At 43.1% G+C, this 15,415-nt stretch carries 9 protein-coding genes and 2 tRNA genes; 5 read left to right on the forward strand and 6 right to left on the reverse strand.

Features of this window, described 5'->3' with window-relative positions; all coding sequences use genetic code 11:
- Positions 1-104: 104 nt before the first annotated feature.
- The gene (locus JMX03_RS06145; RefSeq protein ID WP_201595244.1) at positions 105-1,919 is read right to left on the reverse strand and encodes an NAD(P)/FAD-dependent oxidoreductase; all 1,815 of its coding nucleotides are present in this window, start codon (positions 1,917-1,919) and stop codon (positions 105-107) included.
- A 598-nt stretch (positions 1,920-2,517) separates the two neighbouring features.
- Positions 2,518-3,516, reverse strand: coding sequence for a DUF2939 domain-containing protein (locus JMX03_RS06150; protein ID WP_201595246.1), 999 nt, complete (start codon positions 3,514-3,516; stop codon positions 2,518-2,520).
- A 422-nt stretch (positions 3,517-3,938) separates the two neighbouring features.
- Here JMX03_RS06150 and JMX03_RS06155 point away from each other — a divergent pair, with 422 nt between their 5' ends.
- Genes JMX03_RS06155 through JMX03_RS06170 form a run of 4 tightly spaced genes read left to right on the forward strand, consistent with a single transcriptional unit; the run spans position 3,939 to position 11,058 of the window.
- Positions 3,939-5,528 (forward strand): class I SAM-dependent DNA methyltransferase, encoded by a 1,590-nt coding sequence (locus JMX03_RS06155; RefSeq protein WP_201595248.1) that lies wholly within the window; start codon positions 3,939-3,941, stop codon positions 5,526-5,528.
- Positions 5,518-6,864: a restriction endonuclease subunit S gene (locus JMX03_RS06160; protein ID WP_201595250.1), complete on the forward strand. Its 1,347-nt coding sequence runs from the start codon at positions 5,518-5,520 to the stop codon at positions 6,862-6,864. The genes JMX03_RS06155 and JMX03_RS06160 overlap by 11 nt, the downstream gene beginning before the upstream one ends.
- Positions 6,865-7,857 carry a virulence protein RhuM/Fic/DOC family protein gene (rhuM, locus tag JMX03_RS06165; protein WP_201595252.1) on the forward strand — a complete coding sequence of 331 codons (993 nt, stop codon included), beginning with the start codon at positions 6,865-6,867 and terminating at the stop codon, positions 7,855-7,857.
- An 18-nt stretch (positions 7,858-7,875) separates the two neighbouring features.
- A complete protein-coding gene (locus JMX03_RS06170; protein WP_201595254.1) occupies positions 7,876-11,058 on the forward strand; it encodes a type I restriction endonuclease subunit R in 3,183 nt (1,060 codons plus the stop codon).
- A 126-nt stretch (positions 11,059-11,184) separates the two neighbouring features.
- Here the strand turns inward: JMX03_RS06170 and JMX03_RS06175 are convergent.
- The 4 genes from JMX03_RS06175 to JMX03_RS06185 form a co-directional block, all read right to left on the reverse strand.
- Positions 11,185-11,271 (reverse strand) — tRNA-Leu (locus JMX03_RS06175).
- Positions 11,272-11,395: 124 nt separating this feature from the next.
- Positions 11,396-11,469, reverse strand: a tRNA-Cys gene (locus tag JMX03_RS06180).
- A gap of 311 nt (positions 11,470-11,780) precedes the next feature.
- Positions 11,781-11,915 (reverse strand): putative transporter small subunit, encoded by a 135-nt coding sequence (locus tag JMX03_RS15310; RefSeq protein WP_227677745.1) that lies wholly within the window; start codon positions 11,913-11,915, stop codon positions 11,781-11,783.
- Between the two features lie 45 nt (positions 11,916-11,960).
- On the reverse strand, positions 11,961-13,610 hold the full coding sequence (locus tag JMX03_RS06185) for a sodium:solute symporter family protein (RefSeq protein ID WP_320158309.1): 1,650 nt from the start codon (positions 13,608-13,610) through the stop codon (positions 11,961-11,963).
- A gap of 845 nt (positions 13,611-14,455) precedes the next feature.
- On the opposite strand from JMX03_RS06185, the gene folD reads away from it, so the two are divergent.
- The gene (folD, locus tag JMX03_RS06190; protein ID WP_201595258.1) at positions 14,456-15,328 is read left to right on the forward strand and encodes a bifunctional methylenetetrahydrofolate dehydrogenase/methenyltetrahydrofolate cyclohydrolase FolD; all 873 of its coding nucleotides are present in this window, start codon (positions 14,456-14,458) and stop codon (positions 15,326-15,328) included.
- Positions 15,329-15,415 lie beyond the last annotated feature (87 nt).

The following is a 15,415-nucleotide window of genomic DNA, read 5'->3' on the forward strand; positions in this document are numbered from 1 at the left end:
TCTTAATAATAGCTTACCCAATAAAAATGGCCGTACTGAATCAAACCAGTGCGGCCATCATGCTTACCATTTTTTGTCCGTTATTTAGAGTAGTGATGTTCAGCTCACTCTAAGTGATGAGCTTCCTGTAAACCATAAACAGGTGTTTCTATCCCTTCCATTCTGGCCTTAAGTTGCAGTGATAAGTATTGAGAGTAGTGCCGCGACTGATGCAAGTTTCCGCCATGGAACCATAACGCCTCTTGCTGCGTTGGTTTCCACATATCTCTTAACTCACCTTCCCAAGGGCCTGGGTCTTTTTTGGTATCTGAGCCCATCCCCCAGCACTTACCGACTTTATCGGCTACTTCTTGTGAGATTGTTTTTGCCGCCCAACCGTTCATAGAGCCAAATCCAGTAGCATAGACAATTAAATCTGCCTCTAGCTCTGTGCCATCCGTTAGCACCACTGACTTCGGCTTAATGTGATCAATACTAACACCAGATTTAAGCTTTATCTTCCCTTCCGCTACTAGCTCAGAAGCACCGACATCGATATAGTAACCAGAGCCTCGACGTAAGTATTTCATAAAGAGACCAGTATGATCTTCACCAAAGTCGAGCATAAACCCTGCGTCAGTTAACTTTTGATAAAAGTCAGCATCTAACTCTGCTACTTTACGGTAAACAGGCTCATGAAATTGCGGCATGATTTTAAAAGGAATAGAACCAAAGGTCAGGTCCGCCTTATAGGTAGTCATTCCATTCTCAACTGCTTCTTCTGAATACAAACCCCCTAATACCTCATCCATCAAAGTATCTGATTTAATAATATGCGTTGATGAACGTTGTATCATAGTGACGTCTGCGCCATTTTCCCAAAGGGCGGCACAAATATCATGCGCTGAGTTATTGGCACCTAGTACGATACATTTTTTTCCTCGATAAGCCTCACCGCCTGGGTGCTGGCTTGAGTGATGCTGCTCTCCAGCAAAATCTTCCATACCAGAAATTTCTGGTATGTTTGGCAACCCTGACATACCAGTCGCCAAAACCAATTGCTTAGGATGTAATACTAAATGTTCACCCGCTCTATCAACCTCTACATTCCACTGCTGTAACTCCTCATCGAATTCAGCACTGATACATTCAGTTGATCCCCAGTAGTTTAACTCCATAACCTTGGTATACATTTCTAACCAATCACCAATTTTGTCTTTTGGCGTAAATACTGGCCAGTTCTCAGGGAAGGGGAGGTACGGCATATGGTCATACCAGACAGGATCATGCAAACATAATGACTTATAACGATTACGCCATGTATCACCTGGTCTAGGCTGCTTATCTATGACAATTGTCGGAACGTCGAGTTGCCGTAAGCGAGCTCCTAGACCGATACCGCCCTGTCCACCACCGATAACTAAGCAATAAGGCTGCTCGCTATAACCGAGGTTTTTTTCTTCAATTTCCCGTTTTTCCTGCCACGTTAAACGATCAGGGTCAGCACCATGTTCAGCACCTTTTGGACGTAATCTTTTACGCTTTTCAGGGAAGTCTTTGAGCTCGGTCATAGTGGTTAATAATGTCCAAGCTTTACCATTACGCAGACGTAAGTGTCCATAGCCTTTTGCCACCTTGGTGTTGAAGGTTATCCAAGCTTCTATAACACCCTCATTTTCTACTGCATCTTCTTCAAGCTGCCAATTATATGGTTCAGCCGTTTCTAGGGTATGCGAGAGCATATCTTTAATTTCATCTTGCCCCTCCAATGTCTTGATATTCCAAGTAAATGAAACTAAATCACGCCAATACCCTTCGGCTTCAAAGTACTCAGCTGCTTGGTCTATATCTTTTGTGCGCAAGGCTTGATCAAAACCTTGCAGCCAATTAGTGACTTGTTGGCTTGCGGATAACTCATTATCATGCTTTTGAGTAGTCATAAAATTCCTCTCCATGGTTATTTTTATTTACTCTATTGCTAAGCTTCATGTGCAGCAGTGAAAATTCACTAAACACCAAATAGCATACTTTTCGAAGTGAATCGAAAAGTGTGAGCTTTTGATATCAGCGAGTGTCATTTCAAAACAGAAAGTTAATACACTTAAGAAAAAGAATATTCTCTATGGATAGTAACTCCTTATAAGAGCTATAGCCTTTAAGACTATAGCTCTTATAAACAGATGTTGTCAATTCTAGTATATGGTTGTTCTCTCATCTGTTAGCTATCCTGATAAAATGTAGTATTTATATAGTGATTCCTAAATAAAAAGAGTACAGCTTTTACGGCGTGCTACTGGTATAAATTTTCTTTGCTTGCTTGCTTGCTTGCTTGCTTGCTTGCTTGCTTGCTTGCTGTGCGACTGCGTCACTGTTCGGTGCTGCACAAAATTCATCCCAGTAACACTGTATTTGTTTTAAAGTGGATCGACTATACTCACTTTCGGTTGGATTGCTTTGGGTGATTTATGGAGAGGGTGAGATGTATCATGTGCCAACTACGGGTGTTATCTAGTTTGTAGATTAACTATTAACTATTTATTAAGTACGGTTGTTCATATACTCTGCTTCTGTTAAGTCTGGGTTACGACAGTCTTTCAATCCATCATACCCATCGTCATAACGTGAACGTTCAATAATGAATTTACGTAACTCACCCTCTTGACTACCATCAAGCGTGAAATCATTTAATAAATCTATCATGTCTTGTGATGTTTCTATGTCATTGTCAACGAGATAATCAATGCGGGCCGCTTGTGCTGGTGTTAGTGGTCCGGTTGTTTGTACAGCGTGGGCACCTGTACCATTATTGTAGTCGTCCTCATCATAAAAACCATCAGTGTCGATATTACTATTTCCAGTATCAGCTACTTCTTCACTATCAACAATGCCGTGAAAGACATCTTCAAACTCATCATTTTCAGTGTTGTATATTTCATCCTCTACATCAGCCCAGTCTAAGTCAGCGACAGATGGTTCTTCGACTGTATTATTAGACTCTTTATCGTTTAAGTCTAACGGAAAGGCAATTCTTGTGACTTTCCAGCTAAGGCCGTCTCTATGCATAATCACATCTAATGACTCTTTATCAACATCATCAAAGATCTGAACTTTGAATCGATTAAATGACAGGTAGCCGGCTTTATAATCAATATCCTCATTTTTGGCTTCAGGCTTATCTTCAGACGTGTCATTATTTAAGTCAAAATCTAGTTTTTGCCCTTGAAGCATTAATGCAACGCCGTCGGGTGTGACGACACTGTCTATAATTGGGTCTATCATCGCAGTGGCTAACATGGTGCCCAAAGCTTCAAAGCCATCTTGCTCATCACTTGCAGCAAGCTCCTTAAGCATGGCGGCTTTGACTTGATCCTTCATACTTTGTTTCACATTAGGGAAGTCAATGTACCCCGAGAGCTTGTCTGCATCTCCTTGTACAGCAGCATTTTTAATGTTATTCAACGCTATATAGGGTGATGTATAAAGGTAGATTGCAAATACAACAAGCAAGCCCGCCAACCAAGGCAAAAGTTTTTTCAAAAAAGCTCTCCTAAAATATGGATGAAATGAGTTATTAACCTATCGCGCACAAGATATAGTCGGAGCACTTTTAAACCGCTACGGTGTTACCCGCTCTAGATTTACTTAGTGTACTATCTGCGGTCGGTCGCCTTGTAACGACTTAAAAATCGTTGAGATTCTGGTGTATACTTACAAAGCAGTGATTTTTAGCAAGGAATATTAACATTGCTTGACATATAAAACAATTTGATAGAGTGTGATTGGCTAACTCTTGAACTACTGTAAAGAAAATACTAAAAATAGCTGATAGCATATGTGGCCAAAGTATCGCCACAATCACACTCATTGCTCATATTTATCTAACAATCTAATAATAGTCAAAGTTTAGTCAAAGCAATGACATAAACTTTTATTTAAGAAAAGAAGGAAGTTAAAGAAACATGGCTAAAACACCTGCAAATAAGAACGACCAAGCCAAAGATGGTCGCTTTGAAGAAGCCCTTTGGGATGCTGCTAATAAATTGCGTGGTAGCGTCGAATCGTCAGAATATAAGCACATCGTCCTTAGCCTGATTTTCTTAAAGTTCATCAGTGATACCTTTGAGCAGCAGCGCCAAAAGCTCATCGATACAGACTATGAGAAGCACATCGACATGGTGCCTGCTTATACCAAGGATAACGTGTTCTACTTGCCAGAGGAGAGCCGTTGGCGCTTTATCCAGCAGAATGCCAAGCAAGAAGATATCGCGCTCAAAATCGATACGGCGCTCAGCACCATTGAGAAGACCAACCAATCATTGAAGGGCGCATTGCCTGATAATTACTTCTCTCGTCTTGGCTTAACGGCCAGTAAGCTTGCCGCTTTGATTGATGTGGTCAATAACATCGACACTATTGGTAATCCTTCCGAGGACACCGTCGGGCGCGTGTATGAGTATTTCTTAGGTAAGTTTGCCGCAACTGAAGGCAAGGGCGGTGGTGAGTTCTATACGCCTAAGTCCGTGGTCAATCTCATTGCAGAAATGGTTGAGCCGTATCAAGGCAAAATCTACGATCCGTGCTGCGGTTCGGGCGGTATGTTCGTGCAGTCCATCAAGTTCATCGAGAGTCATCACGGCAATACCAAAGACGTCTCTATCTATGGGCAAGAGTACACCAGCACGACCTATAAACTTGCCAAGATGAACCTTGCCATTCGCGGTATCGCTAGCAACTTGGGTGATGTGGCTGCCGATACCTTCTTTAAGGATCAGCACGAAGACCTCAAAGCCGACTTTATCATGGCAAACCCACCCTTTAACCAAAAGGATTGGCGCGCACCTGATGAGCTGGTCGACGATCCACGCTGGGCAGGCTATCCGACACCGCCGACGGGCAATGCCAACTATGCGTGGATATTACACATGATATCTAAGCTCTCTGAGCACGGTACGGCAGGTTTCGTATTGGCAAACGGTTCGATGTCTACCACCACCAGTGGCGAGGGTGAGATACGCGAGCAAATCATCAAAAACGATTTGGTCGATTGTATGATTGCGCTACCAGGTCAGCTGTTTTATACCACGCAGATTCCGGTGTGCTTATGGTTCATCAGTAAAGACAAAGCCGCCACCTCCGCTGATAGTAAAGCAAAAGGGCTGCGCAATCGTAGCGGTGAGACGCTATTCATCGATGCGCGTGCTATCGGTAGTATGGTGGATCGTACGCATAAAGAATTTACTACTGATGACATCGAGGCGATTGCTAAGACTTATCATGCATGGCGCGGTGAAGCGGAAGCAGGCGGTTATGAAGCCTACGCAGATGAAGCAGGTTATTGCAAATCGGCAAGTCTAGTTGATATCAAAGCCAATGACTATGTACTGACACCGGGGCGTTATGTCGGCGCTGCGGCAATAGAGGACGACGGCATCCCGTTTGAGACTAAAATGCTGGAGCTAAGCCAAACGCTATATAAGCAAATGCAAGCTTCTGAAAAGCTAGATGCGACTATTCGTCAGAATTTGGAGGTATTGGGTTATGGTGAGTGATTGGGTAAGTTTAAGCGAAGTATGTGAGATTCGACGTGGTTCTTCACCAAGACCCATTGTTAATTTTACATCAGAAATAACAGGAATGCCTTGGGTAAAAATTGCAGATGCAACAGCAGATGAGTCGAGATATATAACCAAGACAAACCAATTCATAAAACCTGAAGGGGTTTCTAAAAGCGTCATTGTTGAGAAAGGTGATTTAATACTATCTAATAGTGGAACAGCAGGATTGCCTAAATTTATGGGTATTACTGCTTGTATACATGATGGATGGCAGGTCTTAAAGAACTTAGACGGAATTACTAGTGAGTATCTCTACTACTCATTAATACATATCAGACCATTTTTGCTTCATCATGCTTATGACAGTGTAATGAAGAACTTAACTTTAGATATGGTTAGGAATGCAAGAATTAAGTTGCCGCCACTTCCAGAACAAAAAGCCATTGCTCATATCCTCGGTTCTTTAGATGACAAAATCGAACTCAACCGCCAAATGAACGAAACGCTAGAAGCGATGGCTCAGGCATTGTTTAAAAGCTGGTTTGTGGATTTTGATCCAGTTATTGATAACGCGCTCGCAGCTGGTAATGCCATTCCTGATGAATTTATCGAACGTGCTGAGCTACGTAAAGGCATTGAGAAAAAAGAGAACTCAGATATTCAGAGTTTATTCCCTGATGAGTTTGAGTTTACTGAGGAAATGGGATGGATTCCGAAGGGTTGGGTTGTTATACCAATATATGAGATTGCAGATTTCATAAATGGTTCGTCTTTCAAAAGCAAATTTTTCTCCGATGAAAATGAAGGCTTACCAATCATTAAGATCGCAGAAATCAAAAACGGTATTTCGCAACAAACTAAGTTTACTACTCAAGAAATGGCTGACAAGTATTTCATCAGTGATGGTTCAATCGTTTTTTCATGGTCGGGAAATCCAGATACTTCAATTGATACGTTTATTTGGACTGGTGGAGATGGATGGTTGAATCAGCATATTTTCAATGTCGTATTACATGAAGACAAAGACAAAACTTTCATTTATTACTTGTTGAAAAGTTTAAAGCCAGTTTTTACTGAGATTGCAAGGGATAAGCAGACAACAGGGCTTGGCCATGTGACCGTAAAAGACATGAAACGAACTTATACTATTAAACCATCTGGTTCGACATTAGAAGCTTTTGCAAGACAGTCAAATCCGATCTTTGAAAAGTGGTATCAAAATTTATTTTCTTCTAGAGAGTTAATCAAACTCCGCGACACTCTTTTACCTAAATTAATGTCAGGTGAATTGCGTATTCCCGACGCTGACGCCATGACAAAGGAGGTATAGATGAGCATAAACACTGAACATAACCACGCGACAATAGAAATATATCAAAGCCGTAATGGTCAAGCACAGGTAGATGTCCGTTTTGAGCAAGAAACCGCATGGCTGTCACAGGCACAAATGGTGGCACTGTTTGGTCGGGATCAGTCCGTGATTTCACGTCATATCAACAATGCCTTGAGCGACGAAGAAATCTCTGAAAAAAGCAATATGCAAAAAATGCATATTGCAAATTCTGATCGACCCGTGGTCTTTTATGATCTAGACGTGGTTATTTCAGTTGGCTACCGTATCAAGTCACCTCAAGGTGTACAATTTAGGCGATGGGCGACCCAGCGCCTGCGTGAGTATCTCGTGCAAGGTTACGCCATTAATGAGCAGCGCTTTGATAAAAATGCCGCCGAATTAAAGCACGCTTTAGCCCTTATCAAAAAAACCGCGCAAAGCCCTGAACTAAAAACCGATGAAGGACGCGGCTTGATAGAGATTATCAGCCGCTATACCCAGACCTTTTTGTGGCTACAGCGTTATGATGAAGGCCTGCTTAACGACCCAACAGGACAAACAGGCGGTCTATTGCCCAGCACCGCTGATGCCATGGCGGCACTAAATCATCTCAAAGCCCAATTGATGCAACGTGGCGAGGCGACAGAGCTATTTGCCAAACCGCGCGGTGATGGCTTGGACAGTATCTTGGCGACTTTAGAGCAAACCGTGTTTGGTGAGCCGGCTTATCCGACCATTGAGAGTAAAGCGGCGCACTTATTGTATTTTATGGTCAAAAACCATCCCTTTACCGATGGTAATAAACGCAGTGGCGCGTTCTTGTTTGTGGATTTTTTGTATCGCAACAACCGCTTGCTCGACAGCGAGAGCAATATGGTGATTAATGATACGGGACTTGCCGCCTTAACGTTATTGGTTGCCGAGTCTGACCCCAATCAAAAAGACACCTTAATTAAACTCATTATGAACATGCTGTCGTTAGAGAGCTGATCAATAGAGGCGTAACCGATGAAATTCACCGAAGACCGACTTGAACAAGCCATTATTGAATTGCTAGCAGCCGAGGGCTATCCACATACCGTTGGTGAAGCACTTAATCGTAATCCTGACGATGTGCTCATTAAGTCTGATCTTCGACAGTTTCTAACGACCCGTTATAAAGCTGACTTAATCACAGAATACGAGATTGAGTCCATCATTCATAAGCTTGAATACCTTCCTGCCTCAGACCTTTACGACACCAATAAAGCCATCATGAAGCTTGTCGCTGATGGCTTTACCCTCAAGCGTGAAGACTATACCCAAAAAGATTTATACATCCAGCTGATTGATTATGAGGCACTCAATAACAATCGCTTTCGCATCGTGAGTCAAATGGAAATACAAGGCTTTGAGCTGCGTATTCCTGATGGCATTCTTTATATCAACGGTTTACCACTGGTGGTGTTTGAATTTAAGAGCAGCATCCGTGAAGATGCCACCATGTTTGATGCCTACACCCAGCTAACCACCCGTTATAAACGCGATATTCCAGAGCTGTTTAAATACAACGCCCTATGCGTCATCAGTGATGGGGTCAACTCAAAGATGGGTTCATTCTTTGCGCCTTATGAGTTCTACTACTCTTGGCGCAAAGTCACGGGCGATGAGAAGTTAGAGAAAGACGGTATCCACTCCTTATTGACCATGATGAGCGGTTTATTTGATAAAACGCGCTTGCTTGATGTCATCCGTAATTTTATTTACGTACCTGACAAATCAAGCTTTGATGCAAAAATCGTTTGTCGTTATCCGCAGTATTATGCGGCCACCAAGCTATACGCCAATATCAAGCAGCACATGAAGTTGCTCGACAGTCATGGCAACTTGATTGACGATAATGGCTTACGTGACGGCAAGGGCGGGACGTACTTTGGCGCGACTGGCTGTGGTAAGAGCTTTACCATGCTGTTTTTAGCACGTCTGCTAATGAAAGACGCGGCGCTTGGTAGCCCAACCATCATCTTAATCACGGACCGCACCGACTTAGATGATCAGTTATCCAACACCTTTACCAATGCCAAGACCTATATCGGCGATGACAACATCATCAGTGTCGAGAGTCGAGCGCACTTGCGTGAGCAGCTAAAAGGGCGTAAGAGTGGCGGCGTGTTCCTAACCACCATTCATAAGTTCACCGAAGATTTGCAACTGCTGACCGACCGCAGTAACGTCATTTGTATCTCTGATGAAGCGCATCGCAGTCAAATCAATCTCCAGCAAAAAATCACCGTCACCGAAGACGGGGTAAAGAAGTCTTACGGCTTTGCTAAGTACCTGCATGACTCATTGCCCAATGCTACTTACGTTGGCTTCACGGGCACACCGATTGATGCCACTCTTGATGTGTTTGGTCCAGTCGTTGACAGCTATACCATGGTTGAGTCGGTATTCGATGAAATCACCGTGCGTATCGTCTATGAAGGTCGCGCTGCCAAAGTGCTGCTTGATAGCAAGCAGCTTGATGAAGTAGAGAAGTATTACCAGCACAGTGTCGAGTCAGGCGCCAGTGTTTATCAGGTCGATAAAAGCAAACAGACCATGGCCAGTATGTCGACCATACTCGGTGACCCTGATCGTATACGCGCCATCGCCGAGGACTTTGTGCAGCACTATGAAGCACGAGTAGAAGAGGGCACCACCCAAAAGGGTAAGGCGATGTTTGTCTGTAGTAGCCGTGAAGCTGCCTATCAGCTGTACAAAGACATCATAGAGCTGCGTCCTGAGTGGGATGAGGTACGAGCATGTGAGGAAGGCTCAACCTTATCTGAAAGCGATAAGAAAAAAGTTAAACCGTTGGAGCGCGTCAAGATGATCATGACTCGTAACAAGGATGACGCAAAAGGCATGTGGGATAATCTTGGTAATAAAGACTACCGTAAAGAGCTCGACCGTCAGTTTAAAAACGGTAAGTCTAACTTTAAAATCGCCATCGTCGTTGATATGTGGCTCACAGGCTTTGACGTACCTTTTCTCGATACCATCTACATTGATAAACCTTTGCAAAAGCATAGCCTGATTCAAACCATCTCACGGGTCAACCGTAAGTTTGAAGGCAAAGAGAGCGGCTTAGTGGTTGATTATATCGGCATCAAAAAACAGATGAACTTGGCGCTCTCACATTACACTGGCGGTCAGATTCAAAACCTAGAAGATATCCAAAAGTCAGTGGTGGTGGTCAAAGACCATTTAAACCTACTCGATACCGTCTATCATAAGTTTGACTCCAGCCTGTACTTCAACGGTACGCCATTAGAGCAGCTCAATTGCTTGAACGCGGCGGCAGACTTCGCGCTGCAATCCAAAAAGCTAGAAAAACGCTTTATGGATTTGGCCAAGCGTTTGAAGTCTGCCTATGATATTTGCGTCGGTAGCAGTGAGCTCACAAAGGCGCACAAGGACAAGATTCATTACTACCTAGCCATTCGTACCATCATCTTTAAAATCACTACTGGTGGCGCGCCTGACGCCCAGCAGATGAACCAAAAGGTACATGACTTGGTGAAAGACGCGCTGCTGAGTGATGGCGTTGAAGAAATCTTTAAGCTTGGTGATAACAGCGATGGTGAGATTGATATCTTCGATGAAGACTACCTAGCCAAGCTTGAGGTGATTAAACAGCCCAACACCAAGCTGGAGCTGCTACAGCAGCTACTGGCTAAAGCCATTGGTGAGCTGAAAAAGACCAACAAGGTGAAGGGCGTCGATTTCAGTAAGAAGATGAATGCCTTGGTTGAGAAATATAACGACCGTGACGAGCAAGATGTACTACGCGCTGAAGTCATTGGCGATTTCTCTGATGAGATCATAAAGCTGTATCACGAGCTGCGCGAAGAGATGGCGTCGTTTGGTGAAATGGGTATCGACTTTGAAGAAAAGGCATTTTATGACATTCTGCTGTCACTGGCGCATAAATACGATTTTACCTATCCCGAAGACAAGCTGATTGAGCTGTCCAAAGAAGTGAAAAAACTCATAGATGAAAAAGCTAAATACACTGACTGGAACAAAAAAGAGGATATCCGAGCCGAGCTACAGTTTGATCTAATGGTATTGCTTGACGAGTGGGGCTATCCGCCAGTTGATTCAAAAGAGGTCTATAAAGAGATATTTGAGCAGGCTGAGAATTTTAAGCGCCATAGGATGGTTTAGGCATAGCAGGTATATTTTTGATTTAATCGCCTCTTAGCATGACGTTTAGACTGAATATTTTGATAGCTTACACAAAGAAAAACACCGCAAATCATAACGATTTGCGGTGTTTCTTTACTACTATAATGGTACCCGGAGCCGGACTTGAACCGGCACGCTATTGCTAGCGAGGGATTTTAAATCCCTTGTGTCTACCAATTTCACCACCCGGGCAAAACTTGTTTTATCTTTAATGTAAACTAGCTGATAGACCATCTAGTCACTAGATAAGTGGCCGCTATTATAAGCGGTTACGCTAATAATGCAAGCCTAAATTAACGTAAAGTTAATAAATAATTGGAGGCTGGAGTCGGAATCGAACCGGCGTTAACGGAGTTGCAGTCCGCTGCATGACCACTCTGCCATCCAGCCAATCAAGGTGGACTATATTAGCAAAGATAATTTAAATTACAAGTCATTTTTTAGTCAAAACCAAGTTATTTTAGCAAACAGGCGTTTTTAAGCACGCTAAGGGTACTTAGCCATCATAAAAACACTGAAAATTGATATTTTATGCTTACTGTTTTTAACGCCTACTGCTAGATAATGGTACAAACCATAAGGCCACGTTATTTTGGTCAGCGTGGCCTTACTTAAAAACGCATCACCACTAAACGCATTACCACTAAAATAATACTTCGTGACGATGCTTATGCTTATAAAGATTGCAACCAAGATAAAGATTAAACAATGTCCTTATTTTGGCGGCGGGCCTTTTTTACATCACGGTAAGTTGCGGTGCAGATAAGTATCAACACGGCCAATGTGAGTGCAGGCCAAATTAAAATGTACAATCCGTATATAAACACATTATCCATATTAGCTCCTTATATAGTATTGGTCAGATGAGAATGACAAATGAGTTAGGCATTGGTTTTTGATCCTAGGTTTGCTTTTGGTTTGTCATAATTGCCCACCCGCTGTTTAATCAAGTCAAAGTCAAAGTGCTCATCTCCCATGAGACTGACCACGACACAAACAATCGTACTTACGCCATAAGCGGTCAAAGAAGCGACCAAGACCATGTATTGACGTAAAAACCCTGTCGCATAGATGAGCATCAATATCAAAGTGATGGCAGCGGCAAGCATGCCTATCTTACGACCCAAGAAACCAAACACCATCAGACCGATGACGACAGCCGCACCGACACTTGCCATAACTTCAAAGAATAAAGCAGTAAAACCAGTGATTGGTATGAGCTCAAAACGAGCAATACAAAAGAAAATCAGTGCGACAATCACAGAGGAGGTAAAAGCAACATTGGTCACACGATTCCAGAACACACTGGCAATCACAGGGAAGACCACAGCACCCCATAGGGCACCGACAAATACCAGCATGACCAAAATATCAAGCTTGAAGCTGGCAAATATCAAACCTAAAACAGTAGCAACAATCATGGTCGTACGACCAACAAGTATCATTGTTTTGGGTTTCACCCGACCTTTGGCGATATTTTTACCATAGATATCAGCCATCATAATCGTTGACAGTGCGGACAAATCAGAATCGGCTGTCGATGATAGCGCGCCAATCACCAAAATGAAAAACAGTCCAATAAATACTGGATGTAAATAAGTACTCACCATCTGTGGTATCAAGTTGTTCATATCGCCATTCAGGGGTTCGATACCAACGGTCAGCGCCATGAGACCAATCATACCCAAACCAATGACAATGCCAGCGTAACCGACAGTGGCTGTTAGAAAGGTGGATTTAATCTTCGTCTTTTCAATGGCAAATAAACGCTGAGTAATGGTTTGGTTACCAATGGCATAAGCCAATACCGCGACAAAATAAGGCGCTCCTTGTTGAAAAAACGCTTCAGATGAAAAGAAATCCTGCTGCTGCAGGGTGAGATTGGGTAGTCCGCTAACCATCGCTGAAGGACCGCCCATCGAAAACAATATCAACGGAATAATGATAGCGCCAATTGCCATCAGGGCTATAAGCTGCGCAAAGTCAGTAAAGACAGAGGCACGGAAGCCTGAGGTTAATGTATAGCTAAGCACGCCAACGCCTGCGACTATCACACCAGTTTGGAAGGAGAGAGGGGATAGTACGGATACCAATGCACCAGCTGCAGTGAAGTTGACCATCAAGCTAATTAAGCTGCCCATAAGGTTAGATACTGCTAAAATTAATTGGCTTGATGATCCATGGCGAGCATTGATGAGTTCGCCTAATGTGTGTCCATTGGGTGCAAGCTCTCGAAAACGCTTACCAAATGGATAGATGAATAAAATCATCAAGGCGCCCCAAAAACCATAATGAATCGGCCCTGATACCCCATATTTGTATCCAGATGTGGCCGCTGCATAAAAGGACGCCGCCCAGATCCAAGTGGCTGTCATACTGGCCGCGCCCATACCGAAACCGACCCCATGACCTGCTACCATAAATCCAGAGGTGGTCTCCTTGTCTTTTTTAATCAATAAGGACAGTAAGTATGTACCACCATAAAACGCTAACAATAATAAAATAATAGTTAGCGCTGAGAATTGGAACAATGACTCAGTTTTCAAATTGATACCTCGCTATTGTTAACTATAAAAAGCTGACATCATCAAATATAATCTCAGCTCTTGATGATTGAATCAGCAGTCTATCGCTATCGAGAGTGGCAAAATTTGCATTATCAACTGGCCTTATTAACTATCAGTTATTAGAGCCAATCATTGGCGTGAAATCTAATAAGCGTGATGCGCTGGTACAGCTATGTACCAAACTATAGGCGCAGTCTATGGCTAGCGTTTGATAATGGCATTGCCATGATGCTGACAAACGATGCATTTGCATGTCGCGATAATGACTGCATACCAGCATTCATTACGATGTGGATGCTGGTTGATCTTGATAGGCATATTGGCAAAAGTAATTGGCCAACTGCAATTGATACATAAGAAGTAAGATCTATTGAGTTCATCAATAAAACTACAACTATGTTAAACATGTGTAACATTTATGGATAATAAGGGTAACGTATTACCAGCTTAATCTCAAATCTCTTGGGTTATTAGTTTTCAAACTGAATCGCACCGTCATTTGAATGCTTAAAAATAACGATATTAAAATAATAATATTCGCTTGAAGGTATCTATAAAGTAGGTCGGTTTCTGGGTATGTTTTTGCTTAAATCATATTGAATACTAGGCTTTTGGCGGCTAGACAGGTACAATACGCATGTTTAATTTGGTGCTGTTAATGGTTATATATTGATATTATTATGATCAATATATCGATTGATATTCATGTATGTAAAGACATATTTGCATGCCGATACATAGCTATTTCTAGCTAAAAAACCTGTCAGCGCTATTCATATTTTTTTATCGCTTTCTCTATTGGAGTTACTATGTCGACTGCCCATGGGTCCGCTACCGTTTTGGACGGCAAAGCACTTGCTAAACAAATAGAACAGCTACTGCGCACACGCGTGGACGCCATCAAAGAAAAGACTGGACGCACACCAAGCCTTGCTACGATATTGGTCGGTGAAGATCCCGCTTCTGCCACTTATGTGCGTATGAAGGGCAATGCCTGTAAACGCGTCGGTATGGATTCTATTCGAGTAGAAATGCCAAGCGCGACGACCACAGAGCAGCTTATGGCTAAGATAGACGAGCTTAATAATAACCCAGACGTACATGGAATCTTGCTCCAGCATCCAGTACCTAGCCATATCGATGAGCGCGCTTGTTTTGAGCAGATTGACCTTGCAAAAGATGTGGATGGCGTGACTTGCTTGGGCTTTGGACGCATGAGTATGGGGGAGTCAGCCTATGGCTCATGTACCCCGCAAGGCATCATGCATTTATTAGCGCATCATGATATCGAGCTTGCTGGCAAGCAGGCAGTGGTGGTAGGGCGTAGTCCTATCTTAGGTAAGCCGATGGCGATGATGCTCCTGAATGCCAACTGCACAGTGACTATGTGTCATTCAAAAACCCAAGATTTGGCTGAGTATATCAAGCGTGCTGATATTGTCGTTGGAGCGGTAGGCGTGCCAGAGCTCATCAAAGCAGACTGGATCAAAGAAGGCGCAGTCGTCATCGATGCAGGCTTCCATCCAACGGATGATAGCGGTGTCGGCGATATCGAAATGCGCGGCGTAGAAAACATCGCTAGTGCCTATACGCCAGTACCAGGCGGCGTAGGGCCGATGACCATCAATACCTTGATTCGTCAAACGGTTGAAGCGGCTGAGAAATCGGCAGGTCTGATCTAGCCAACCACTCAGCTAAAACAAAAAGGGGCTAAATATTAATATTTAGCCCCTTTTCTATGTTTTTAACAGTGATAATTATTGATCAAT

Origin of the sequence: Psychrobacter fulvigenes, assembly GCF_904846155.1 — a bacterium.
Lineage (GTDB): Bacteria > Pseudomonadota > Gammaproteobacteria > Pseudomonadales > Moraxellaceae > Psychrobacter > Psychrobacter fulvigenes.